Origin of the sequence: Meiothermus cerbereus DSM 11376, assembly GCF_000620065.1 — a bacterium.
In the GTDB taxonomy this organism is placed as follows: Bacteria; Deinococcota; Deinococci; order Deinococcales; family Thermaceae; genus Meiothermus; species Meiothermus cerbereus.
Genome location: NZ_JHVI01000013.1, coordinates 54887 through 77788, shown reverse-complemented (window position 1 = coordinate 77788; position 22902 = coordinate 54887). Strand labels below are relative to the sequence as shown.

General features: G+C 61.1%; 22 protein-coding genes. 15 read left to right on the top strand and 7 right to left on the bottom strand.

Translation table 11 applies throughout. The annotated features are described in order from the left end of the window. The first annotated feature begins 13 nt into the window (after window positions 1–13). Complete coding sequence (locus Q355_RS0106165; RefSeq protein ID WP_036258844.1) at window positions 14–817, top strand: AMP/ADP-polyphosphate phosphotransferase; 804 nt, start codon at window positions 14–16, stop codon at window positions 815–817. Between the two features lie 121 nt (window positions 818–938). Then, window positions 939–1925 (top strand): DNA methyltransferase, encoded by a 987-nt coding sequence (locus Q355_RS0106160; protein WP_027876991.1) that lies wholly within the window; start codon window positions 939–941, stop codon window positions 1923–1925. A 38-nt stretch (window positions 1926–1963) separates the two neighbouring features. On the opposite strand, the gene Q355_RS0106155 is transcribed toward Q355_RS0106160, so the two are convergent. Further along, entirely contained in the window at window positions 1964–4279 is a 2316-nt protein-coding gene (locus tag Q355_RS0106155; protein WP_027876990.1) for a bifunctional acetate--CoA ligase family protein/GNAT family N-acetyltransferase, read from the bottom strand. Between the two features lie 247 nt (window positions 4280–4526). Here Q355_RS0106155 and Q355_RS0106150 point away from each other — a divergent pair, with 247 nt between their 5' ends. From Q355_RS0106150 to ftsH, 4 genes are all read left to right on the top strand, one after another. Then, complete coding sequence (locus tag Q355_RS0106150) at window positions 4527–5891, top strand: tetratricopeptide repeat protein (RefSeq protein ID WP_027876989.1); 1365 nt, start codon at window positions 4527–4529, stop codon at window positions 5889–5891. Window positions 5892–5947: 56 nt separating this feature from the next. Next, window positions 5948–6349: a methylglyoxal synthase gene (locus Q355_RS0106145; RefSeq protein WP_027876988.1), complete on the top strand. Its 402-nt coding sequence runs from the start codon at window positions 5948–5950 to the stop codon at window positions 6347–6349. A gap of 116 nt (window positions 6350–6465) precedes the next feature. Beyond that, window positions 6466–6690, top strand: coding sequence for a hypothetical protein (locus Q355_RS0106140; RefSeq protein ID WP_027876987.1), 225 nt, complete (start codon window positions 6466–6468; stop codon window positions 6688–6690). A gap of 311 nt (window positions 6691–7001) precedes the next feature. Continuing rightward, window positions 7002–8867: an ATP-dependent zinc metalloprotease FtsH gene (ftsH, locus tag Q355_RS0106135; RefSeq protein ID WP_036258842.1), complete on the top strand. Its 1866-nt coding sequence runs from the start codon at window positions 7002–7004 to the stop codon at window positions 8865–8867. Between the two features lie 159 nt (window positions 8868–9026). Here ftsH and lspA read toward each other — a convergent pair whose 3' ends face one another. Next, window positions 9027–9515: a signal peptidase II gene (gene lspA / locus Q355_RS0106130; protein WP_051529336.1), complete on the bottom strand. Its 489-nt coding sequence runs from the start codon at window positions 9513–9515 to the stop codon at window positions 9027–9029. Window positions 9516–9618: 103 nt separating this feature from the next. Between lspA and Q355_RS0106125 the strand changes: the two genes are divergently transcribed. The 4 genes from Q355_RS0106125 (at window position 9619) to Q355_RS0106110 (ending at window position 12970) form a co-directional block, all read left to right on the top strand. Further along, window positions 9619–9915, top strand: coding sequence for a large ribosomal subunit protein bL28 (locus Q355_RS0106125; protein WP_027876984.1), 297 nt, complete (start codon window positions 9619–9621; stop codon window positions 9913–9915). Between the two features lie 66 nt (window positions 9916–9981). Beyond that, window positions 9982–10695 (top strand): M23 family metallopeptidase, encoded by a 714-nt coding sequence (locus Q355_RS0106120; protein ID WP_027876983.1) that lies wholly within the window; start codon window positions 9982–9984, stop codon window positions 10693–10695. Between the two features lie 22 nt (window positions 10696–10717). Next, window positions 10718–11827, top strand: a complete 1110-nt coding sequence (locus Q355_RS0106115) for an AI-2E family transporter (RefSeq protein ID WP_027876982.1) — start codon at window positions 10718–10720, stop codon at window positions 11825–11827. Window positions 11828–11833: 6 nt separating this feature from the next. Continuing rightward, window positions 11834–12970, top strand: coding sequence for an AI-2E family transporter (locus Q355_RS0106110; RefSeq protein WP_027876981.1), 1137 nt, complete (start codon window positions 11834–11836; stop codon window positions 12968–12970). 21 nt (window positions 12971–12991) lie between these two features. Here the strand turns inward: Q355_RS0106110 and Q355_RS0106105 are convergent, their stop codons facing one another. The 4 genes from Q355_RS0106105 to Q355_RS0106090 all read right to left on the bottom strand — a co-directional run bounded on the left by Q355_RS0106105 (window position 12992) and on the right by Q355_RS0106090 (window position 17750). Further along, window positions 12992–14797: a ribonuclease catalytic domain-containing protein gene (locus Q355_RS0106105; RefSeq protein WP_027876980.1), complete on the bottom strand. Its 1806-nt coding sequence runs from the start codon at window positions 14795–14797 to the stop codon at window positions 12992–12994. A gap of 15 nt (window positions 14798–14812) precedes the next feature. After that, window positions 14813–15964: a tRNA guanosine(34) transglycosylase Tgt gene (tgt, locus tag Q355_RS0106100; RefSeq protein ID WP_027876979.1), complete on the bottom strand. Its 1152-nt coding sequence runs from the start codon at window positions 15962–15964 to the stop codon at window positions 14813–14815. A gap of 68 nt (window positions 15965–16032) precedes the next feature. Beyond that, entirely contained in the window at window positions 16033–17121 is a 1089-nt protein-coding gene (locus Q355_RS0106095) for a hypothetical protein (RefSeq protein WP_245597511.1), read from the bottom strand. A 122-nt stretch (window positions 17122–17243) separates the two neighbouring features. Continuing rightward, window positions 17244–17750 carry a DUF4384 domain-containing protein gene (locus Q355_RS0106090; protein WP_027876977.1) on the bottom strand — a complete coding sequence of 169 codons (507 nt, stop codon included), beginning with the start codon at window positions 17748–17750 and terminating at the stop codon, window positions 17244–17246. Window positions 17751–17830: 80 nt separating this feature from the next. Between Q355_RS0106090 and crcB the strand changes: the two genes are divergently transcribed. The 5 genes from crcB to Q355_RS0106065 all read left to right on the top strand — a co-directional run bounded on the left by crcB (window position 17831) and on the right by Q355_RS0106065 (window position 21096). Beyond that, on the top strand, window positions 17831–18205 hold the full coding sequence (gene crcB / locus Q355_RS0106085) for a fluoride efflux transporter CrcB (protein ID WP_027876976.1): 375 nt from the start codon (window positions 17831–17833) through the stop codon (window positions 18203–18205). Beyond that, window positions 18202–18534, top strand: coding sequence for a DUF190 domain-containing protein (locus Q355_RS0106080; protein ID WP_027876975.1), 333 nt, complete (start codon window positions 18202–18204; stop codon window positions 18532–18534). Before crcB ends, Q355_RS0106080 begins: the two co-directional genes overlap by 4 nt. 54 nt (window positions 18535–18588) lie before the next feature. Further along, window positions 18589–19182 carry a sulfite oxidase-like oxidoreductase gene (locus tag Q355_RS0106075; RefSeq protein WP_027876974.1) on the top strand — a complete coding sequence of 198 codons (594 nt, stop codon included), beginning with the start codon at window positions 18589–18591 and terminating at the stop codon, window positions 19180–19182. A gap of 167 nt (window positions 19183–19349) precedes the next feature. Next, a complete protein-coding gene (gene plsY, locus Q355_RS0106070) occupies window positions 19350–19982 on the top strand; it encodes a glycerol-3-phosphate 1-O-acyltransferase PlsY (protein ID WP_027876973.1) in 633 nt (210 codons plus the stop codon). A 157-nt stretch (window positions 19983–20139) separates the two neighbouring features. Continuing rightward, window positions 20140–21096 carry a GGDEF domain-containing protein gene (locus Q355_RS0106065; RefSeq protein WP_245597510.1) on the top strand — a complete coding sequence of 319 codons (957 nt, stop codon included), beginning with the start codon at window positions 20140–20142 and terminating at the stop codon, window positions 21094–21096. Window positions 21097–21098: 2 nt separating this feature from the next. Here Q355_RS0106065 and Q355_RS0106060 read toward each other — a convergent pair whose 3' ends face one another. Then, window positions 21099–22829, bottom strand: a complete 1731-nt coding sequence (locus tag Q355_RS0106060) for a VanW family protein (RefSeq protein ID WP_027876971.1) — start codon at window positions 22827–22829, stop codon at window positions 21099–21101. Between the last annotated feature and the right edge of the window lie 73 nt (window positions 22830–22902).

The window sequence follows — 22902 nt, the reverse complement described above, 5'->3', positions numbered from 1 at the left end:
AGCAGGAGCCAGCATGAACAAATACCGCATCCAGCCCAATGGTTCTTTTCGCCTGAAGGACTATGACCCGGACGAGACCAGCGCCTTCAAGGGCGGCAAACAGGAAGCCCTGGAAGCCCTGGCCAAGCTCAACAAGCGCCTGGAAACGCTGCAAGAGCTGCTCTATGCGGAAGGTAAGCATAAAGTGCTGGTGGTGTTGCAGGCCATGGATGCGGGTGGCAAGGATGGCACCATCCGGGCGGTTTTCGATGGGGTAAATCCCAGCGGGGTACGGGTAGCCAGCTTTGGCGTACCCACCGAGCACGAGCTGGCCCGCGACTACCTCTGGCGTGTCCACCAGCAGGTGCCGCGCAAGGGCGAGCTGGTCATCTTCAACCGCTCCCATTACGAGGACGTGCTGGTGGTGCGGGTCAAAAACCTGGTGCCTCAGCAGGTTTGGCAGAAGCGCTACCACCACATCCGCGAGTTCGAGCGCATGCTGGCCGATGAGGGTACCATCATCCTCAAGTTCTTCCTGCACATCTCCAAAGAAGAGCAGCGCAAACGCCTGCAGGAACGCCTGGACAACCCCGAGAAGCGCTGGAAGTTTCGCAAGGGCGACCTCGAGGATCGAAAGCTATGGGATCAGTACCAGGAAGCCTTCGAGGTTGCTATCCGCGAAACCAGCACCGAGTATGCCCCCTGGTACGTGATTCCAGCCAACAAGAACTGGTACCGTAACTGGCTGGTCGGCAGCATCCTGGTAGAAACCCTCGAGGGCCTTAGGATGCAGTACCCCCAGCCCCAGATTGGTCTGGAAAAAATCGTAATCGAGTAGCCCGCTGGCTGGGGCCCAACGGATGACCCTAGGGCTATTTGCCCCAGCAAGGGATGGAACGGCTGGCCAGCAGGATGCTTTTTCCGTCGAAAAGAAATCTTTCAAGCGGTAAAGTGAAGCTATGCCCAAGGCTTATCAGGTTTATCAACGGGTATTGCAGGTGGGCCGGGTGTTTTTGAACCGACCCAAAGCAGACGACCGGGAAGTGGCCTCGAGCCTGCTGGAGCTAGATCAGGCCAATTTTGCCCTGTTTGCCCGAGAGGTGGGGATTAACAGCAGCAAGCACCTTCGTTATACGGTGCTTCCACTGGCCTGTTTGCAGCCGCCCATTGGCCCCGTGTTGCACCGGATGCTTGCAGCAGGTGCGAGCTTTGCCGAAGTGCAAAAGCTTTTGAGCCGCTATCGGAAGCGGAGGCTCGGGCTGGCCGAGCTGCAAAGAGCGGCCCAGGAACACACCTGGCGAGCGCTGCTGGTACCCCGCCGGGCCGTGCCGGGCTGGACCAGCAAGCCGGTCTGGATTTTTCCGGTGGATAAGCGTGCCCGCGCCTACGAGGGGCTCAACCCAACCATTGCCGAGGAGCTGGTTCGGCGCTATAGCCAGCCAGGGGAGTTGGTGGTAGACCCCATGGCCGGCCAGGGTACGGTGGTGCAAAAAGCGCAAAAGCTGGGCCGACGGGCCTGGGGCGGTGATATCGCGGGGGACGGCCAGCTGGTGCAAAAGCTGGACATTGCCGCGCTGGTGGAGGCCCTGGGCGAAGAAGTGGCCGACCTGTTGGTGCTGCACCCGCCCACCTTTGCCTGGTTTGTCCACAACATCTTCGATGCCAGGGTGGAAGACCCCCCTGAGGCCGACTACACCAATTGGCTCTCCCAGCACCTAAGCCATGCCCTGCCGGTGCTCAAGCGTGGTGGGCGGCTGGTGCTGATTGTGCGGCCTGAACACAAGCCCAGACCGCTGATCCGGCAGGAGGGGATTTTGCGCTGGGCCTTTGTGGCGCCGCTGGAACTGCTGCTTAGCGAGCATGAAATCGAGCCTGTGTACTACCACCTGGCTGTTTCGGCGGACGGCAAGGAGGACTGGAGCATTTTTGTGGGCCGGAAGCCCTAAAGGTTTGCCGCCAGAACCGGTACTTGTAGCTGCAAGCGCTATTTTTTGGCCGAATCGCTTCGCAGCCAGACCTGGGCCTGGACAATCTGGGTATCATTGGGCTGGCTCAGCAGGTTGAGCTCGAGCCCTTCCACCTCGGGTAGCTCCTCCACCAGGCGGGAAACCCGCAGCAACAGGTCTTGCAGGCCCTCGAGGTGGGCTTTACCCGACAGGGGCTGTAGCATCTCCAGGGCTTCCCGGTCGGTAAGAGGGGTGATGCGGATGCCCAGCAACTGCTCGCCCAGCGGGAGTCCGCTCAGGGATAGGCTCAACACCGGCCCAAAGAGGGCATCGTGCCGGATTCGCACGACCATAGCAATGCCCTGGCGGGCGGATGGCTTTAGCGAGAGGCCAAAGTAGCCCAGCAGTTCCTGGACTTGCTCTGGGTTCAGGCGGCCTTTGACCCTGCTCACCAGGGCTCTAGCAGCGTCTTCCTGCACACCGTGGTCGGGAATTTCCCCTGGTGGGGTTTTGCGCCACTGTGCGTACACATAAGCTGCGGCCAAAGCCCGCCCTGCCGACTCGGGAAAGCGATACGAGGGCACCAGCTCGGCCCCAAGCCGTACCCTTGGCCGCCCTGTGGTCATAAAGCAGGTCAGCACGGGGATGTTGATGCCCTGAGCGCGGGCTTCGTTGAAGGCTGTTCGCAGCGCCTCGGTTATCTCTTCCAGGGTTGCGTAGCCAAGCGGCACGAAGAGGGCAATGGCAGCATGGTAGCCACCGGAGAGGAGCTCACGTGCGGCGGCCAGGTATTCCTCGGCGGTGGCCCTCGAGCCCAGATCGCGGGTATAGGTATGTAGCCCCTCGGCCTCGAGGGTATCTTTGGCCAGGTAGGCCGGCCCCGAGGCATTAGTAAGCAGGGCCACCCGGGGGCCTTCCGGCAGGGGCTGGTGGGCCAGTATAGCGGCGATGTCGAACACCTCTTCCAGGTCTTCGGCCCGCACCACCCCGGTCTGCTTGAAGAGGGCTTCTACCACCGGGTCGCGCCCCGGCCGCACCGCCAGAATAGGCTTTTTGCGCCCAACCCGTCTGGCCAGGCGGGCAAAGCGCCTGGGGTTCCCAAACGACTCCACGTACAGCAGAATGAGCCCGGTCTCGGGGTCTTCTTCCCAGTACTGGATCAGGTCGTTGGAGGAGATGTCTGCCTTAGCGCCCAGCGAGACAAAGTTGGAAAACCCCATTCCCATCTCGCGGGCATACTCCAACACCGCCAGCCCCACCGCCCCGCTCTGGCTGGACATGGCGATGCGCCCACGGAGGGGCAGACGCGGGGCCAGACCCGCGCAAAGCTGCACATCGGGGCTGGTGCTCATCAGGGCCAGCGAACCTGGCCCCAAGAGCCGCATGCCGTAGCGGCGACAGGTCTGAACCAGGGCCTTGGTTTGCGGCTCATCCATATCGGTGGTGACCACCATCAAAGCCCGCACCCCCCGCTGCCCACAGGCCTCGGCGGCTTCGAGCACCTTGTCGCGGGTGGTGGTGATGATGGCCAGATCAATCGGGCCAGGCACGGCCTTGACCGAGGTGTAGGCCAGCAGCGAGCCCACCACCGGCACCTCGCCTGCAGCGGGGGAGGCGGCTGGGTTAACCGGATAGACCGGGCCTTGAAAACGGTTCAGTACCAGGTGCTCCAGAACCTGATAGCCAACGCTGGTGGGGTCTCTGGAAGCGCCCACCACCGCCACGCCCCTGGGGCGCAGGACGGGAAGGAGCGAGGCCACCGTAGCCACGCGCTCGCGCAGCTCAAACCGGGCCACCATCTCGGGGTTGGGTTCGATGTCGAAACTGACCTCTACCTCGCCGGATTCGGCGTGCGACTCAACCTTGAAGCCGCTGGCCTTGAACACCTCCAGCATCTGCTTGTTTTCGGCCAGCGTGAAGGCATGAAAACGCCGGATTCCCCGCTGAACCCCAATCAGGGCCAGTCGCTCGAGCAGCAACGAGCCCAGGCCCCGCCCCTGGTACCAGTCGTCCACCAGAAAAGCCACCTCGGCTGAGGTAGAGCCGGGCCCCTCCTGTACGTACTCGCCCGTAGCGATGATGCGCTCGGGGTCGCCGGTGAGCACCACCAGGGTTACTTTGTCTTCGTCGGGTGGTTTACGCAAGAGGAGGTCGGCGGCGGTTTCCGGGTTGACCTCGGAGAAAAACCGAAAGGTGCGGGCCTGGGGCGATAGGCGCTGGAGGAAGTCCACAAATAGGGCCCGGTCTTCAGGTCTGGCCGGGCGCAAGGTGGCCGTCCGACCATCCTTGAGCAGGATGGGGCCGGACTCGAGCGCGTACTGTGGGGTGGGGGGTGGAATGTAGCGTTGTGGCATAAGACCGTCCTACTTAACAGAATAGACGCCTTTGGTCAGTAGAACTGTCCCATAAGAAAACTTCCCAGAGGGTCTGCCATCGGTCGGCTATTTACCCTGACCCGGCGGACGGCCTCCACCTGGAACAGACCGCCCAAGCTGCTCCCCCTGGGCAGGCTGAGTCAGGTAAAACTGGGGGTGTTCGGGGCAGCGAGAAAGCAGACTTTGTTCTCATTGCTCTAAGGTTTCCGCCTTATGATGGGAAACAATGCAAGCGGTACTCGAGGCCCTCCACCAAGGCGACTACGATACGGCGTTTGAAACGCTAATACGCACGTTGGCTTTAGCGCATGGGCAAGAAGCAGCCGAGGCCGCCTTGTTGCTGGCCGAGGCCTACTCGTTGTATGGCGAAGGGGGCATTGAGGGCGCCAACCGGGCGCTGGAAGAGGGTCTCAGCAGCGTACCTTCGCTGGAGTCTCATCCGCGCTATCGCTCCATCCTGGGCGAGATGCGCGCGCTGGAAGGTGCTTCGGAGGAGGAAGTACGGCAAATTTTGCCAAAAACTGCCGACCCCAGGGCCCTCTATCACCAGGCCCAGGCGCTGATGTACCTGGGTCTGCCGGAAGAGGCCCTGGAAATCTTGAACCGTCCCCTCGAGCTGCCTGCTTTCCTGGCCTGGCGTGCCCATACCCTGCGCGGTAAGGCCCTCGAACGGCTGGGGCAGGCCGCCGAGGCCGCAGCAGCATATAGAGAAGCTTCGCGTCTGGCGGTCGGCATGGAGCACTATTGGAACCTCATAGATGCCTCGGCGATGTTCGTGGAAGCCGGAATGGGCCTCGAGGCCCTGCAAGCTTTGCAAGAAGCCGAATCCGAAATATCTGAGGTGGAAGACCCCGAAGAGGCGGCCACCCGCTACTATCTCCTGGCCCGTAGCCACCTCTTGCTCGGCAACCCCAACCTGGCCCTCGAGGCCATCCAGCGGGCTTTGGAGCTAGAGCGGGGCGGAGCAGAGCCAGCGCACGGTACGCCTTTGGTGCACGGACAGGCCCTCATGCAGCTAGGGCAGCCCCGCGAGGCCATCGAGGCTTTCCGGGAGGCTGTGCGGCGCGCCGAAGAACCGGACAAAAGCTATGCTCTGCACGAGCTGGCCGTCGCCTATCTGGAAGCCGGCGAGTTTGCCGAGGCCGAGGCCACCTTGCGGGAGGTGCTGCGCGACCCCGAGTACGGCCACCGAGGCGATATCTATGGCGATCTGGCCGAGGTTCTGTATCGCCTGGGCCGCTACAACGAGGCCAGCTTGGCAGCCCGGGAGGCCATCCGTCAGGGAAGCCCAAGCGCCGGATACCTGATTCTGGGCAGCCTGGCCTACGATTTGTTGCACCTGGAAGAAGCCCTCGAGCACTACACCCAGGCCTGCGAAACGGCCCCCGAGGGCAGCCGCGACTGGGTCATGGCCCAGCAAATGGTGGTGGATACCCTGGCCCAGCTGGGTTTTCGTCGCCCAGGTGAAATAATTGCTCGCAGTGAGGCCGTCTTGCCCTACCTGCACCCTGCCGACGAATGGCATCAAACCCTCAGCAACTACCTCGAGCGGGCCCGCAGCCTGCTGGACGGAAATCGAACACTGAACTAACAGACTTTTTTTGCAGCCAGCGCAGCGGCCCCCAGGTCGGCCGTAATATAGAACCGATGAAAGCACTGGCCCTTATTGCCCACGATGGCAAGAAAACCGATATGGTCTCGTTTGCCAAAGACCACAAAACCCTGCTTGCGCGTTTTCCCCTGGTAGCCACTGGTACCACCGGGCGGCTACTGCAGGAAAAGGCCAGCCTGGAAGTAACCCGTATGCTTTCGGGGCCTCTGGGCGGCGATCAGCAGATCGGGGCCATGGTTGCCGAGGATAAAATACTGGCCGTTATTTTCCTGCGCGACCCGCTGCAGGCCCAGCCACACGAGCCTGACGTGCAAGCCCTGATGCGGGTTTGCGATGTTCACAACGTACCTCTTGCCACCAACCTAACGGCTGCCGAGGCCGTGCTGGCCTGGCTGCAAAGTGAGCTGTCGGCCAACGAGCGACAAGCAGACCGCTAGGCCCACCTCGAACCTCGCGTGCTTCCGGCTTTGCAGGGCGAGGTGCCCTAGATGGAGTCAGATGGTGTCAGAAAACCGAATGTTAGAAAAGTTGAGTGCTATATTAGCAAGTGGATATGACACCGGTAGAGTGGATTCAACAAATGGTGGAAGCCAACCGCGAAGCCCTTCGGCAGATGCCTTTCCCGCCCGGATTGGCCGAGTACGTGGAGGAGTTGGTGCGGACGGGTCAAACCGAGCAGGTTATCGCACTCATCAAGATGGGCTTCCTGATTGGGCTCCAGCAGGGGGCCAGAAGCGAGCCGGTGCCCGCTACGCCACCTGTGCGCATTCAGGCGTGAGCCAATGGGCCAAACCTTGCATCAGCACCTCTACCTGGGCAACCCAAGCATGGGCCGGGTTCTATCCCAAAGGGTTCGCCACAGGTGAACAGCGGCCCTGGCCGTCTGTCCCGAAGGGGATCGTCCAGTTGGCCCTGGCGGTTTCGACACCCAGCAGCCAACCGGCCAAATTCTGGTATTTAGGCCCTGGGACTCATTCCTCATTCCAGGATTGAGTACCATGATTTACAGTTTTAGTGCACTTGCCTGCCGTTATATAATCGGCAGAATGTGCACGGCCTGCACCGCAGGCGCCCAATGGAGGTTTTGGTTTGTCTAATCGCATCAACCCCTGGAGCTTGGCTTTGGTCGCCATTCTGGCTTACTGGCTCTTTACCTTGTTTAGTGGCAGCAACAATGCCCGCATTAGCATTCCCTATAGCGATTTCATCAGCTATGTCGAGCAGGGCAAGGTAGCCCGGGTCATTTTGCAGGAAGGTCGCATCAACGGTTTTTTTAAGGCACCTGAGCGCATCAAGGCTGGCAACACCACTGAAACCACCGACCGCTTTACTGTTATTGCCCTTCCGGCGGGCTACAGCGATCCCCAGTTCACCAACCTTCTCCGTCAGAATGGCGTAATCATCGAAAATCGCCTGCCTAGCATCTGGCCCCAGCTTCTATATACCGTGGGGCCCATAGCGATACTTATCGCGTTCTGGTGGTACTTTTTTATGCGTTCGCAGGGCGGGGCCGGACAGGTTATGCAGTTTGGCCAGAGCCGGGCCCGTCAGTACGGCAAAGAGCGGCGGGTTAATACCACCTTCAAAGATGTGGCGGGCCACAGTGAAGCTAAGCGAGAGCTGATGGAAGTGGTGGACTTCCTCAAAAACCCGCAAAAATACATTGCCATTGGGGCCGAGATCCCCAAGGGTGTGCTGCTGGTGGGACCGCCCGGCACGGGTAAAACCCTCCTAACCCGTGCGGTAGCGGGCGAGGCTGGGGTGCCGTTTTTCTCGGTTTCGGCCTCGGAGTTTATGGAGATGTTTGTGGGGGTGGGGGCCAGCCGGGTGCGTACCCTGTTTGAGGAAGCCCGCCGCAATGCGCCAGCCATCATTTTCATTGATGAGCTGGACTCCATTGGCCGCAAGCGTGGGGCCGGTATTGGGGGGGGCCACGACGAACGCGAGCAGACCCTCAACCAAATTCTTTCCGAGATGGATGGTTTCGAGAAGGATACCAGCGTAATTGTGCTGGCTGCAACCAACCGCCCGGACATCCTCGACCCAGCTCTTTTGCGTCCAGGGCGCTTTGATCGCCAGGTGGTGATTGGGCTGCCTACCCTGGAAGAGCGCAAGGAAATCCTGCAGGTTCATATGCGGGGTAAAAAGTTTGCCCCTGATGTCAATGTAGAGAACCTGGCCCGTCTGACCCCCCAGTTCAGCGGTGCCGATCTGAAAAACCTGGTTAACGAGGCCGCCCTTCAGGCTGCCCGCGAAAATGCCACCGAGATTGCCAACGTGCACTTCCAGACCGCACTCGACAAAATTATGCTGGGCCTCGAGCGCGGCACCCTCAAGCTGAGTGAGCAGGAAAAGCGGGCTGTGGCCTACCACGAGGCCGGTCACGCTATTGCGGGCGAAGAGCTGCCTTATGCCGACAAGACCGAGAAGGTTTCGATTGTGCCCAGGGGAATGGCCCTCGGGGTGCGCTGGAGCAAGCCCGAGGAGCGTATCCTGATGAGCAAGGAGCACCTCGAGGACACCCTGGCCATGACCTTAGCGGGCCGGGCCGCCGAAGAGCTGTTTGTGGGCACCATCACCACTGGAGCGGCCAACGATTTCAAGCAGGCTACCAGTCTGGCCAAGCAGATGGTGCTTGACTGGGGCATGGGTGACCACTTCAAAAACGTGGCCTGGGGATCCAACACCGGCCCCATCTTCCTGGGCGAGGAAATTGCCAAGAAGCAAGACCACTCCGAGGAGACCAGCCGCCTTATTGATGCGGACATCAGGGCTATTCTGGATCGGGCTTACGAACGCGCTAAACAAGTGCTGTCCAACAATGCCAGGGCCATGCACCAGCTGGCCGCAGAACTCCTGGAAACAGAGATTGTGCAAGGCGAGCGGGTGCGGGAAATTATTGCCCAAAGCAAGCAGCCAGAAGCAGCTACCGTGGCTTTTAATCCCGAGGCCTGATGTGTGAACCCCACCCGAATCGTTCCGTTAGGGGCGGGTTGGAGCACCATCGTTTTTCAGGCTGCTGCCCGCGCTTTCAGGCGGGGGCCCCAGAAAAAGAACCAATCGAGGCTTTTGCGGCCTGTTGCCAGCTTGCTCTGCTGTGCCTGAGTACCAGGCTCAGTAGCGCCGCTTGCGCTGGGGCAGCAACAGCATGAAAACCCCAACCACCACGCAAGCATCGGCCAGGTTCCAGATGGGAAAGCTGTCCAGGATAAAGATGCCTGTGCGGTTGATGTCCACATAGTCCACCACCCAGCCGTGGCCCAGACGGTCTATTGCGTTGCCGAGGGCACCTGCGGCAATTAGCGAAAAAGCCATCTGGCTCAGAAGCGAGACCCTTCGGTGGTTCGTGCTCAGATAGAGCAGAATCCCGATGCCCACCACCAGGCTCACCCAGACCAGAATGCGGGCACCGCCCTGGAAAATTCCAAAGGCTGCGCCGGTGTTTTTGATGAAGGTCGCGTCCACGATCCAGAACAGATTGGTCAGAAAAATGGCGCCCACCCCTTCGTCAAAAATGCGGGGGCCTACCGCCCACAACACCATAAGTTTGATGGCCTGATCGGCGACCAGTAGGACGGGAACCAGCCAGGTGGCGATGTTCATACCGCTGGGAAGTCTAGCACGGCCCCGTGAGGGTATGCTATACTCGCTACTGTTGCCCTGAAGCAAGGGGTTACCCCTTGTGTTGGCAGTTAGGAGTCCTGCGATGTCGAAGATCTGCGAAATTAGCGGCAAGCGCCCCACGGTGGCCTACAGCATCATCACCCGTGGTAAGGCCAAACGGGAAGGTGGGGTAGGTAAGAAGATTACCGGCTACACCAAGCACTGGCAAGAGCCCAACCTGCGCAAAGTGACCGTAACGGTGGCTGGCCACAACATCACCTTCCGGGTGGCCAACAGTCATGCCCACAAGGTCTACGAGCTGGTTGAGCGCTCCAAAGGTATGAAGCTCGAGGGCCTCAGCGCCAAGCAGATCAAAGCCCGCCTTCTGAGCCTGCTTTAAAAAAGCAAGACCATACTTAGAGACGTGGCTTGCCGCGTCTCTTTATTTTTGGCATAGAATAAACCCATGCCGATCAAACCCGGCTGGGTTGTGCTCGCTCTGGTTACGCTTATAGCCTTGTGGCAGAGCGCCCAACTATCCAGTGCGCGCCGGCAGATGGCGGGTTTGCAGGCGGAAATTGTCCGACTAAAGCAAGAGCTGCAAAAAGGTCCCGAGGGCTTTATGCTGCCCCTGCCGGGCGCCTGCCTTCCCAAAACCGACAGCAACCTGCCCGGTGCCCCCCGCGAATACCGCAAAGGCACCAACCCCGGTTTTGTGTTTATCGATGGTGATGCTTGTGTGCCGGTGCGCTTTGGCATGGGGGTGGTGGCGGCGGCGGGGGGCGAGGTGATTAAGGCCGAGACCACTTACAAAGAGATGACCCGCGCCGACTTCGAGGCCCTGATTCGGGCGGTTGCCAATGGGGCCAGCCCCGAGCAAATGGATCGGCTGCGCGGGCGAGAGGTCTGGATTCGCCACCCAGGGGGCTTTACCACCGTATATGCCCACCTTTCCGAGATTGCCCCTGGCCTTAAGGTGGGCAGCAAGGTTCACAAAGGGCAGTGGATTGGCCGGGTGGGCAACAGCGGCACCGAGGCCGCCCTGCGGGGTCGGGGCGAGGGGGCACGGCTGCTCTTCGAGTTGTGGGATGGCGAGCCCGACAAAGACAGGTATTTTGGTCAGGGTCTGAGGCCCGAGATGGTGCGGGCCAAGGCCAAGCTCGAGTTCGGTCTCCCCTAGAGGGTACGGTATTGTAATCCCCATGCGCCGCGACCTTGCCGAAGTCTGGAAGCTGCTGTGGATTCGGATTGCGGTTTATCTGATTCTGGTCTACCTGCTCCTTCAGCTACTGGGGGCGGTGTTTGGCGGGGCCAGAGCGGCTCTGGTCACGCTCTTTCTGGCCTTTATTTTTGCCTACCTGACCTCGCCCATTGTGCGGGCCTTGGAAAAGCGCAGGGTGCCCCGCTTTGTGGGGGTGCTTTTGGTCTACCTGGGGCTGGGATTGTTTTTGGGGCTGGCCTCGTTTTTGATCGCCGACATGGTGAACGTGCTGGCCCGCTTTGCTACAGAACTTCCCCGCCTGCTCACGCCCCTGCTGGCCTGGATAGAAAATATCCCTTCGCGCGTGGGTCAGATTGAGATTCCCCCCGCTTTGGAAGGGGCCTTCGCCCAGGCAGCCCAGAGCCTGCAAACCCTGCTCGAGGGCTTTACCCAGACCCTTTTGCAGGGGCTGCGGGCCCTGCTGGCCCAGGGGGGCAACCTGGTGGGGTTCCTGGCGTCGGTGGCGGGGGGAGTGCTCCAGTTTTTTGCTGCGCTCATCATCTCGATTTATCTGCTCTACGACCTACCCCAAATCTCCAAGACCCTCTTCCAGGCCATTCCGTTGCCCTACCAGCCTTTTGCGGCGGATATGGCAGCCAAACTGGATCGTGCTGTGGGGGGTTATATTCGCGGGCAAATCCAGGTGGCTTTTTGGGTGGGCTTGCTGGTGGGACTGGGGCTCTGGGTCTTCGGGGTGCCGCTGGCTGGTTCGCTGGGACTGCTGGCGGGACTGTTCAATATCATCCCTTTTGCGGGGGTGATTATTTCCACGATGCCTGCGCTGCTTTTGGCACTGACGGTAGGCTGGCCGCAAGTCATAGCCGCGCTGGGGGTGGTGGTAGTTGTGAACCAGGTGGAGGCCCACTTCCTGAGCCCCCGTATTCTGGGGCAGGCAACCAGCCTGCATCCCGTTAGCGTGATTGGCGCAATTCTGGTGGGCTCGAGTCTCTACGGGCTGGTGGGCGCACTGGTGGCGGTTCCGCTGCTGGCCTTCTTCAAGGTCATTTATGCCGAGTTTTACCTGAAAAGCCACTTTTACCGCGAGGGCTGAGGGAGTATGGGCGCAACTTTGAGCTGGGCCTGGCAGAACCCCTGGGTGCGGGTGGTGGTGTACGTGGGCCTGGCGGGCCTAGCATTTTTGCTGCTGAGCTGGGTGATGAACGGGGCGCGTACCGCTGTGAATATCGTGCTGGTGGCTTTTGTGTTTTCGTATGTGGTCGGCCCGGTGGTGCGCTGGTTCGAGGTGCGCCGCCTCACCCGAGCTTTGGGCGTGGTGGTCGTTTTTGTGGGCATGTTGTTCTTTATGGGTCTGGCTACGGTGCTGCTGGCGGGCATGGTGGGTCAACTGGCCCGTTTTGCCGCGGGTTTACCGGCGTTGTTGTGGCCTCTGATTGGCTGGGTACAAGGCCTGCCCGAACAGATAGGCCGCGTCGAGCTGCCGCCGGTTTTGCTCGAGGCCCTCGATCAGGCTGCCCTCAACCTGCAAACCCTGCTCCAGGCCTTCACCCAGACCTTGCTACAGGCCCTCCAGGGGGTGCTGGCCCAGGGGGGCAACCTACTGGGCTTCTTCACCGGGCTTTTGGGGGGGGCTTTTCAGCTTCTGACGGTCATTACCATCTCGATTTACCTGCTCTACGACCTCCCCCGCATTGGGGCGGCTTTGCTGCGGGCCATTCCCGCGCCTTACCAGCCGCGCACCCTCGAGCTGGCCCAAAAAGCCGATATGGCCTTTGGGGGTTATGTGCGTGGCACCATTCTGGGGGCGCTGTTCAACGGAGCACTCATCACCCTGGCCATGTATATAGCCTTTGGGGTGTTCCAGGGGTTTGGCCTCGAGGTTCTTACCCAGGCCATGTCGCTGGGCTTTTTGGCCTTCATCTTTAGCTTTGTGCCGGTGCTGGGGGTGATTATCTCGGCCATACCGGCGCTGGTGCTGGCTTTACCGCTGGGCTGGCTGGCTTTTGCGGTGGTGGCTTTTACCTTGTGGCTGTGCAACCAGATTCAGGGCTTCGTCTGGCCCATCATCATGGGCCGCACCACCAGCCTGCACCCGGTCACGGGCATTTCCGTGGTGCTGATAGCGGCCTCGCTATTTGGGCTGGGGGGTGCTTTGCTGTCGGTGCCGCTGGCAGCCTTTGTAAAAATCCTGTACACCGACTACTACCTGAACAGCCGCTTTTACCGGGAGGGGTAAGGTTTTGTACACGATGCGTCCTTACCCCACTTCGGTGGTGAGCAGGCTGAAGTGGTGTTCCAGGCGGGGTAGCTCTGCGCCCCGAAAGCGGAGCTGGGCCACGGTATTAAGCGGCAGGTTTTGCTCGAGGGCTACCTGCGTAACCAGCCCTAGCTCATTCATAAAGAAGAGGCCCTGCAGGCCGCGCCGCTCTACCAGGGTTCCGGAACCTTCATAGCCTTTTTGCAGAAGGTGCACCAGGATCCAGTGATCCCGGCTTTTTCGCTCGGCTTCCCGCACCAAATCGGCCATGGCCTCGGCCGCGCCGACCCGCTCGAGCAACTCGGCCTGGGATAAGGGTTTTTGCCCGCGCAGCCAGGCTCTGAGCTGCTGATGGGCCACCAGGTCGAGGTAGCGCCGCAGTGGACTGGTCACCTGGGCGTAGAAGGGCAGGCCCAGACCGTGGTGGGGCGCAGGGGTGGACTTGAGCTGCGTGCGCTTGAGGCCCTTGCGCTGGGCCCACATGCCAGCCAGGCCGGATGCCTCCACCTGGAAACTGGGGGCTTCCTGGGTAGCAAAGGGAAAAGGAAGGTCTGCTTGCAGGGCTAGCTGGGCCGCGGCATAGCCGGCCAGCAGCATGGCCTCGCGCACCCAGACCCGGCTCGGGTACGGGGGAAGGGGCAGGATATGGACGGCTTCTCCCTCGACCCGTATCTTGACTTCGGGCAGGGCGATGTCCAGAGCGCCTTGCGCGACCCGGCGGGCCTGCAAGACCTCGGCGACGGCCTGTAGCGCCTGGAGCGCTGCTACCTCGAGGGCTTCCTGGTAGGTGATCCGTTGCACCCGCACCAGGCTTGGGTAGACGCTTTGCTGCAAAAGTTCGCCTTCCTTCGAGAGCCACAACTCGAAGGTTAGGGCGGGGGAGACCTCCTTTAGCCCCAGCCCTAAAGCCTCTGTGAGGGCGAAAGGCAGCATGGGGATGGTTCCTTCGGGCAGGTAAAGGTTGGCCCCTCGGCGCATGGCCTCCTGGTCCAGCGGGCTACCTGGGGTTACCAGGGCGGCCACGTCGGCCACATGAACCAAAAGACGGTAGCCTGAGGCAACCGGCTCAACGAAAATGGCGTCGTCTGGGTCCTGGCTTCCGGGGTCATCAATCGCGTAAGCAAGCTGCGCGGTGAGGTCGGTTCGTTGCTCCGGCGGCAAAGGGGGTATAGCTAACTCGGGTGGAAAGAGACGGAGGCCTAGCCGCTGGGGGTGCGGGTTCTCGTAGCGAAAGACCCCCAGGTCGAGCAGAAGGCGGTGGGCGCTCTCCGGTGTTTCGGGATGTCCCAGGGCCCGCAACACGGGGCTTTCCTTGCGCTTGCCCAAAGCCAGGGCCTGGAGTTCGGCCAAGAGAGGGGCATCCTCCGGGGCCGGGGCTTTTTGCCTAAGCCGCTGTACACCCTGCAAAAAGGCCTGTTCACGCTCTTCTTTGTGCCTTTTATCCCTCAAGATGGCCTCTAGCTCAGCCTGGGTACGGGCTCGAGCCCCACTTCCTTCCAGCACAAAGCGCGGGTCGTTCTGGGTCAGTTGATACGCAGCATACGCTGCCTCGGGGGTGTACTGGCCATAGACCAGTTCGGCCAGCTCCCGCAGGCTTACGGTCTGGCCTTCTAGCAGGGCCCAGGCTGTCTCCACCTCACCCTGGGGTGGGCTGAGCTGCAGAAGGGCAGGCCCGGGGTGCAGCAGGAGAACGTCCTTAGGGCGCACCCTGAGGCGCTCGCCCGAGGGCAGCTCGAGCAGTAGCTTGTCCCCGGCCCCGCGGGCCAGGGCGGGCTTGCCTTTGTAGATCACCAGCGCGTCATGCACGTTTTCAGAATAACCTTACCAGTGCCCGCCTGCTTCCAGTGCCTTACTGAACCACGCTGGGATCTCGAGCCCAAAGCGCCTTCGGGCAAAATCCCGGGCGAAATCGCCGTAACTGCCTGCCCGAATGGCCTCCCGGGCGCTTTCCATCAGGCGGTGCAGGTAGCGCAGGTTGTGCAGCGAGATCATGCGGGGGGCCAGCATCTCCTCGGCCCGCACCAGGTGGCACAGATAGGCCCGGCTGTAGTGGGTGCAGGCGTAGCAGTCGCACTCGAGGTCGATGGGCTGGGGATCGTCGAGGTAGCGGGTGAGCTTGAGGTTGAGCCGGCCTTCGGGCACCAGGGCGTAGCCGAAGCGCCCGGTGCGGGTGGGGTAGACGCAGTCGAACATATCCACCCCCAGCGCCACCGCGGCCACCAGGTCTTCGGGGTGGCCCACGCCCATCAGATAGCGGGGCTTATTTTCGGGCAGCAGCCGGGTGGAAAGCTCCACCGCCGGATACATGCCCTCTTTGGGCTCCCCCACCGCTAAGCCGCCAATGGCAAAACCGGGGGTGCCGAAGGCCACCGTTGCTTCTGCGCTGGCTTTACGGAGCGCCAGATCAACTCCGCCCTGGGCGATGGCAAAGAGGGCCTGGTCGGGGCGGGTTTTGGCTTTCAGGCTGCGCTCGAGCCAGCGCAGGGTGCGCTCGATGGAAGCCTTCAGGTACTCCGGGCTGGCCGGGTAGGGCGGACACTCGTCGAAGGCCATGATGATGTCGGCCCCCAGGGCTTCTTGCACCTGGATGCTGTACTCGGGGGTGAGCTCGATCAGGTCGCCGTTCAGGTGGCTGCGGAAGGTTACGCCCTGCTCGCTGATTTTACGCAGGTCGCCCAGGCTCATCACCTGGAAACCGCCCGAGTCGGTGAGCCAGGGGCCGTCGTAAGCGGCGAACCTGTGCAGCCCGCCCAGGGCCCGCACCCGTTCGGGGCCGGGCCTGAGGAGCAGGTGGTAGGTGTTGCCCAGGATAATCTGCGAGCCGATCGCCTTGAGTTCCTGGGGCGAGATTCCCTTCACGCTGCCCTGGGTGCCCACCGGCATAAAGACTGGGGTTTGCACCACGCCGTGGGGGGTGTGAAAAAGCCCAGTGCGGGCCCGACCAGACTGGGCGGTGATGGCAAATTCGAACACCTGGGTATTTTGCGGCCTAGAGGCGCAAAGTGCAACCGCCCTGGCCCCCACCCCAGAGGGTTTTATCTTCAGTTGGCGGTACATTTGTTGGGGGCCTGACAGCTAAAAGTGCGGGCCTGCTCGATGCTGGGCCCGTCGTAGCTGGTCTCGAGGCCCTTGCCCAGCACCTTGAATCCGGCCTCGACCTTGCTTTTACCGTTGATGCCGGTTTTGAGGGCCGCCGAGCCGTTATTGCCGTTTAGGGTCAGGTTGATGAAAGGCTTGGCCTCGAGGCTGGGCCCCGCCACGCCATAAAACTTGATGTCCATGGCCAGCCCCGCGAAGGCATTGCCCGCACCCTGCACCGGAACCGAGTAGTTGAAGGTGGGATTAAGGGCAAAATTGGCGCTAAAGGTGTTGTTCCACCCGCCGTTGGTGGTGCGGCTGCGGTCGTAGTCGAGCTGGAGGTTGGTGGTAAAGGTAGGGGCAATGCCCACCTGCACCGTTACTTTGCCGCTGGCGTTGCTGCTCACCCCGGCAATCAGCTTGGGCTGCAAGACCACCACCACAGGCACACTGCCCACCAGGAAGGCCCGCTTGATGTTCCAGGAGGCCAGCTCTTTGTTCAGGCTAAAAGGGCTGTAGCTGGCGTTGGCCTGGATGGTGGCGGTAATGGAGGACTTGAGCGTGCCGCTCATACTGGCCCTGAACACCTCCACGCTGCCGCTGCTAATCTTCAGGTTGAAGCTGGGTTTGAGGGTCTGCTCGATAAAGCCATTGAGGGTGATGCTCCCGCCGGGAACACCCGGGATGTCGAACTTGACGTTGGTTAGGTTGATGCGCCCGGTGAAATCTTGCACGCTCACCCCATCCAAAGCCTGCACCATGTTGGCCTCGCCGATGGTCAGGTCGGTCTCGAGGCTCACATCGCCTGAAGCAATGGCGTCCTCGAGGGTGGCTTCCTCAGTCTGGATATACACTTTCCGCACCGCCTGGCTGGAAACCCCACCGCTTGCGACAGACTGACTAGAGACACTCTTAACTTTGCGCAACAGGCCATCGTTGCAGTTACTAACCAGCACATCGCCCGCGCTAGCGTTAAACGCGCTGTCGGTAACCACCACCTGACTGGGGGCCACCTCGGTTTTGTCGGGATCGAGCACCTTTAGGGCGCTCACAGGTGTGAGGCTACCGGTTACGCTACCCAGCTCAGTAACAGGGGTACATACCTGCGTCGAAGGGCCAGGAGGTGTACAGCCTGCCAGCAGTAACATTGCCAGGGGGAACAGTATAAAAACCCTCATTCCACCGCCTCCATCCAAGTCTCGGCCACATCGCGTACCTGGGCCCCGCTCAGGTAAGCCTGGGTGTGGCGGTTGAACTCCTCGTTGCTCAGTTTGCCCCTAAACAGCTCCCGGTTGGTGGCGGGCACATTGGTGTACAAAAGCCGGAAGCGCGAGGGCCCCAAAGGCGGTACGACCAGGTAGGTGGCCTGGCCCTGGGCGTTGCGGTCGGTGGCCAGTGGGAAGGTATGGCGGCCTGCGGGTAGCTGCACGTTGCGCTCGAGCACCACCGTGGTGCTGTCGGAGTCCATGGTAACCAGGGTTACGTAGCCCGGCTGGCTCAGGGTAAAGCTAAAAAAGACCCGTTCGCGCAGCTTGTACTTGCCGCCCTCGCCTCGATCCGGGGCAAAGTCAGCAATAATGGGTTGCAAACCCCATTCCCGGCGCTGGCTATCGCTAATGCCAGGCTGGGGCGTACAGCCGGCCAGCAGAAGAAGTACAAGAAGGGGACTCCAAAATTTCATCCTTAGAGTCTACCCCAGCTAAGCTGAGAGCTTTACCTTGGACTGGATTAAGAGGGGCTTTAGGGAAGATACTGTGCAACGTGGAGCGCTATCTACTGGTCATGCTGGGCGGAGCCCTCGGGGCCGCCTTGCGCTATGGGTTGGGGGCCTGGGTGCAGGGCCTCTGGGGGCCGGGGTTTCCCTGGAGCACTTTTTTGATTAACATCACCGGCAGCTTTCTAATTGGGTTGGTGCTGCGACTGAGCCTCGAGGGAGCCATGAGCCCGGAGTGGCGGCTGTTTTTGGCAGTGGGGCTACTGGGCGGCTACACCACCTTCTCCACTTTTAGCTGGGAAACCCTCACGCTGGTGCAACAAGGGGAGTGGCTGAAGGCTTTTTTGTATGTGGCCGGTAGTGTGGTGCTGGGGTTTACCCTGGTCTTGCTGGCCTACCGTTGGGCCGGGAGGTGGGTATGAAGCTGCAAGGGGAAGCCAAGCTGGTACGTATATTCTTGGGTGAGTCGGACAAGTGGCAGGGACGGCCCCTCTACGAAGCTATTGTGCTCGAGGCCAAAAAAGCAGGCCTGGCTGGAGCCACCGTCTACAGGGGGTTCATGGGTTTTGGCGCCCACTCTCGCATCCACACCGCCAAAATACTCCAGCTTTCCGAAGACCTGCCTATCTGCATCGAGATTGTAGACAGCGAGGAGAAAATACAGGCCTTCCTGCCCATCCTCGACCAGATGGTGCAGGAAGGCCTGATTACCATGGAGAAGGTCGAGGTGATTCGCTACCGCTCGCGCTAAGGTTTTGTGCCCCCGCTTACCCGGGCCTTCTGGCCCTGCGTCTATCCTGCATTTATGTTTGGCAATTTCTTCAAGCCCAAAAATGTGGACAGCGAGCGGGTGCCCCCCGGCCAGGTGCTCACCGAGAAGTTCCCCGTGCTGACCTATGGCCCCACCCCCAACGTGCGCCCTGAAGAAGTTAAGTTTGAAATCAAAGGACAGGTGGAAGAACCCAAAACCTTGGGTTGGGAAGACCTGCTGGCCCTGCCGCAATCCGACCTCACCGCCGACTTCCACTGCGTAACCCGCTGGAGCAAGCTGGACGTAAAGTGGCGCGGTATCCGGGTGCCCGACCTGATGCAGCAGGTTCGGCTCAGGCCCCAGGCCCGGGCGGTGCTGGTTCACTGCTACGGGGGCTATACCACCAACCTGAGCCTGGATGACTTTTTGCTCGAGCAGAACCTGCTGGCCCACACCCTGTTTGGCCAGCCTCTGCCCCGCGACCACGGCGGCCCATTGCGCCTGGTGGTGCCGCACCTTTACGCCTGGAAGAGCGCCAAGTGGGTGCGGGGGTTTGAGTTTTTGGACAGGGAAGAGCTGGGTTTTTGGGAAGTTAACGGTTACCACCGCCGGGGCGACCCCTGGAAAGAAGAGCGCTTTAGCGATTGAGCTTTGGCCAGGCCTGTGCCAGAGCTGGCCATAACCCACCCAACGGCGCTGAGGAAGGCCTCGGACGCGCCCCACACCCGCAGAGATGACACTGGGTCGGGGCGAGCAGGACAGTTTGCTTTCCGGAGCAGCGGCAAAATTAGCGAAGACTGCGATAAAATGCCCGTGTGGACTGGAACGTCTGGTTTGTTTTGTTGCTGGCTTACTTGTTCGGCGCGATTCCTGCGGGGGCCTGGGTCGCCCGTTACTATGGTGTGGATATTCAGAAAGTGGGTTCTGGGAATACCGGGGCCACCAACATCCTGCGTACCCTGGGGGCTGGCCCGGCGGTGGTGGTGGCTGTGTTTGACGTATTCAAGGGGGGCATTGCCGTTTTGCTGGCCCGCTTATTTAACATCGAGGGGCCCCTCTTGGGCGGGGTGGCCCTGGCTGCGGTGCTGGGCCACAATTACTCGGTATTCCTGCGCTTTACGGGGGGGAAAGGGGTAGCGACCAGTTTTGGAACACTGCTGTTTCTGGATCCACTGGTGGCCTTGCTGGCCTTTCCGGTGGGCATTCTGACCATGTGGCTGACGCGGTTTGTATCGGCTGGGAGCATGGTTGGGGGTCTTGCCGCGGTGGTCATTACCATCGCGCTGGGGCGGCCTTTCTGGGAAATTCTAACCGTGTTGCTCCTGGCAGGCCTGATTTTCTGGACGCACCGCGAGAACATCAAGCGCTTGCAGGCGGGCAACGAGCGTCGCCTGGGAGATAAAACCGGGGTCGCGGAGGCCCCCCAGACCGACTCCGTTACACGTTAGCTGAATTCTGAGTGCCAAATTGGCACCAAGGCGCTCGAGTCTCCTCTAGACTGGAGGGGTGCAGGGGTTGCCGACAAATGTCCTTCGGGATAGAAAACGAACGGCCTACTTTTGGGGCGTTCTGCTGGCCATACCGGTTTTGCTTTTGATCTGGCTCATGCGCCCAGAGGAAGGCTTTATTCGATGGTTGTACCCACTGTTTATTCTGTTGTGTGCTAGCTGGGCCTGGCGGCTACTTCACCAGACCAACCTGGCGCGTATAGAGCGCGAGACCATAGCCGCAACGACAGTGTTTTTCACCCTCAAGTTTGTCTACTACCTGTTTTGGGGCAGCCTCGAGCACAACTGGGTCGAGATCGAGAGCACCTACTGGGTTATGGCTTTTGTTATGGTTCTGGCTTACATCGTGCTGGATGCCCGGATGGGGCTGGTCTATAGCCTGGTTCTGGCGGCGGTTACCCTGGCTTTGGGCTTGCTGCGGCTGGGGGGCGAGGTGGCACTGGGGCAGTACCAGGCCGAGTTTTTGTCATTTGTGCGCAACCAGATGCGGCTGTTTGCTATGGCGGGTTTACTGTACGCGCTGGCAATTGTTAAAGACCAGCTTGCTCATGCCCACCAGCAGGTGGAGCAGATGCATACCTTGGCCCGCACCGACCCCCTGACCAGCCTGCCCAACCGCCTGGCCTTGAGTGAGTTGCTGGAAGAAGCCTCACACCGCATCCATGGCGTGTATGTGGTGTTGCTCGACATAGACCGCTTCAAGCAGATCAACGACCGCTTCGGGCATGCCGCGGGCGACGATGTGCTCAAAGAAGTGGGGCGCCGCTTGCGTACCTCTTTGCGTAAGAGCGATATGCTTGGGCGCTGGGGTGGGGAGGAGTTCATGATTATCATGCGCGGCGACAACCAGCACGAAGTGCTGGCGGCAGTGGAACGCTTGCGCGAAGATATTGCCTTCTGGCCCTTCGAGAAAGTAGGGGCGGTTTCGGCCAGCTTTGGCGTGGCCCAGGGGCATATAGGCGACAGCATCCACAACCTGGTTGAGCGGGCCGACAAGGTTCTGTACCAGGCCAAAAGCCTGGGGCGCAACCGGGTTGAAATCAGCCCGGCCTAGACCTACCTCGAGGCCACCTCATCCCCTGGAGCGGGTGTCTGGGGTCCTACCTGGTACACCGCCTGCCAGGGGCGGTAGTTGGAGTTGAGCTGGTCGGTGCTTACCGTGCCGTCGGGGTGGGTGATGGTGCGGGTGATGCGGGTACGGAAGCCATCCACGGCCCAGTCCACCTGCTTGATCTGGCCGGGGCGCAGGCTGGTGTCCACGATGTACTGCGGCGGCGGGTGGGGGGTGCGGGAGAGGATGACGGGCTGGGAGACCACCACCTTGCGCCCGTCGGGGATGCCGTATAGCTGCACGGTAAGGCTAGACTGGGTAAATGCTGTGCGCACGACAATGGGGCCGGGGGTGTTGTTGGTGGCCCGCAGGTTGAGGTAAGGCTGATACACGGCTGCGTCGTAGCCCACGATGGGGTCGTACCAGCGCACCCGGTAGGCGTGCTGGTTGCGCTCGAGGATGGGCAGCCCGGCCTGGTACAAAGCCCGGAAGGTGGTGGTCGAGACCTGGCAGACCCCACCGCCCACGCCCTTAACCGTGCGTCCTTCCGAGATAACCAAGGCCTCCTTGAAGCCGTTCTCCAGACTGATGTCGCCGATAGCCTGGTTGAAGTTAAAGACCCCACCCGCTGGCACCACATAGCCATCCAGGTTGCGGGCGGCGGCGTGGACATTGGCAATACGCTCGCTGCTTGAGCCGCCATAGTTGGTGGTGGCCTCGGCCAGAAGCCGCAGGTTTTCGGCTTTGGGCAGGTCAGCAGCCCGCACCTGGGCTGTTTTGGGCACTACAGTCAGGCTAAACTCGCTCAAATCGGGGCGCAGAAGGGCCAGCTCGAGGCGTTTGCGGGCCTCGGGCTGGTTCAGCTTCCAGCCATCTACCTCGGGGCGCACCACCATTTGGCCCTCCGGGCTCAGGGTGTAGCGGGCATCCTGGGGCAATCGGTCGTGACGGGCAAACTGGGTCAGGATTTTGTTCAGGGCTGTGGTGTTGACCTTAATCTCGTCCTGGACGATCAAGAGTGAGGCTACCTCGGCAATGCTCAGGGTGCGCCGGTGGATCTTTCCACTACCAAGGGGGCGGGGTTCGGCATACACCAGGGTAACGGGCCGCAGGAGTTCATTGGCCCTCTGGGCCACTGGCTCGAGCATGGCCGCCGTCAGGCGGGGGGTGATGCTTCTGGGAAAAAACTCGAGCACGCTCTGCGTGGGGTGCTGGATATAGGTCTCGATGGCGCGCTCGATGTCGAGTTGCAAGCCCGCCTTTTCGGGAATAACCACGTACTGGCCGTTCTTAAACACCACCCTGGCATCGGTGGGGGGGTACTCGAGCTTGTCGGCAATGACCCGCAGGCGATTTTCCAGGGCTCTGGCATCCACCCTGGGCACCAGGGGAACCCTGACCTGCCCCCGCAGGGCTGCCAGGCGCTCGCTCCAGCGTGTTCGTCCCACCGCAAAAGCACGCTCGGCGGTGGCCCTGGGGTCGGGCTGCCAGCCCAGCTCGGCGGCGGAGACCTCCAGGGTTTGGTCGCCAGCCTTGAGGGTGAGCAGGGGTGGGGTGATGTTTTGCGTGGCAGCCGCAATTTTCGCGGTGGCCTCCTCCAGCGTCAGGCCTCCTACTAGTACCCCAGCGGCCTGCACGCCCGCAAAGACCCGGTTGTGGTGGTGGCGCTCGATTCCAGCCCAGCCCAGCACCGAACCCGCGAATATGCCCAGACCAATCAGCAAGCCCCGTCTCATCGGCTTTCGAGTATAGCGGCCCGATGTGGGCAAGGTGTGAAGGCAAACACCCAATCGGGTTTTACAATCTCTC

What these genes read in the sequence shown, in the direction of transcription:
- Q355_RS0106165 (WP_036258844.1), top strand. Translation starts at nt 14, where the DNA reads ATGAACAAATACCGCATCCAGCCCAATGGTTCTTTTCGCCTGAAGGAC.
- Q355_RS0106160 (WP_027876991.1), top strand. Translation starts at nt 939, where the DNA reads ATGCCCAAGGCTTATCAGGTTTATCAACGGGTATTGCAGGTGGGCCGG.
- Q355_RS0106155 (WP_027876990.1), bottom strand. Translation starts at nt 4,279, where the DNA reads ATGCCACAACGCTACATTCCACCCCCCACCCCACAGTACGCGCTCGAG.
- Q355_RS0106150 (WP_027876989.1), top strand. Translation starts at nt 4,527, where the DNA reads ATGCAAGCGGTACTCGAGGCCCTCCACCAAGGCGACTACGATACGGCG.
- Q355_RS0106145 (WP_027876988.1), top strand. Translation starts at nt 5,948, where the DNA reads ATGAAAGCACTGGCCCTTATTGCCCACGATGGCAAGAAAACCGATATG.
- Q355_RS0106140 (WP_027876987.1), top strand. Translation starts at nt 6,466, where the DNA reads ATGACACCGGTAGAGTGGATTCAACAAATGGTGGAAGCCAACCGCGAA.
- lspA (WP_051529336.1), bottom strand. Translation starts at nt 9,515, where the DNA reads ATGAACATCGCCACCTGGCTGGTTCCCGTCCTACTGGTCGCCGATCAG.
- Q355_RS0106125 (WP_027876984.1), top strand. Translation starts at nt 9,619, where the DNA reads ATGTCGAAGATCTGCGAAATTAGCGGCAAGCGCCCCACGGTGGCCTAC.
- Q355_RS0106120 (WP_027876983.1), top strand. Translation starts at nt 9,982, where the DNA reads ATGCCGATCAAACCCGGCTGGGTTGTGCTCGCTCTGGTTACGCTTATA.
- Q355_RS0106115 (WP_027876982.1), top strand. Translation starts at nt 10,718, where the DNA reads ATGCGCCGCGACCTTGCCGAAGTCTGGAAGCTGCTGTGGATTCGGATT.
- Q355_RS0106110 (WP_027876981.1), top strand. Translation starts at nt 11,834, where the DNA reads ATGGGCGCAACTTTGAGCTGGGCCTGGCAGAACCCCTGGGTGCGGGTG.
- Q355_RS0106090 (WP_027876977.1), bottom strand. Translation starts at nt 17,750, where the DNA reads ATGAAATTTTGGAGTCCCCTTCTTGTACTTCTTCTGCTGGCCGGCTGT.
- Q355_RS0106080 (WP_027876975.1), top strand. Translation starts at nt 18,202, where the DNA reads ATGAAGCTGCAAGGGGAAGCCAAGCTGGTACGTATATTCTTGGGTGAG.
- Q355_RS0106075 (WP_027876974.1), top strand. Translation starts at nt 18,589, where the DNA reads ATGTTTGGCAATTTCTTCAAGCCCAAAAATGTGGACAGCGAGCGGGTG.
- Q355_RS0106065 (WP_245597510.1), top strand. Translation starts at nt 20,140, where the DNA reads ATGCGCCCAGAGGAAGGCTTTATTCGATGGTTGTACCCACTGTTTATT.
- Q355_RS0106060 (WP_027876971.1), bottom strand. Translation starts at nt 22,829, where the DNA reads ATGAGACGGGGCTTGCTGATTGGTCTGGGCATATTCGCGGGTTCGGTG.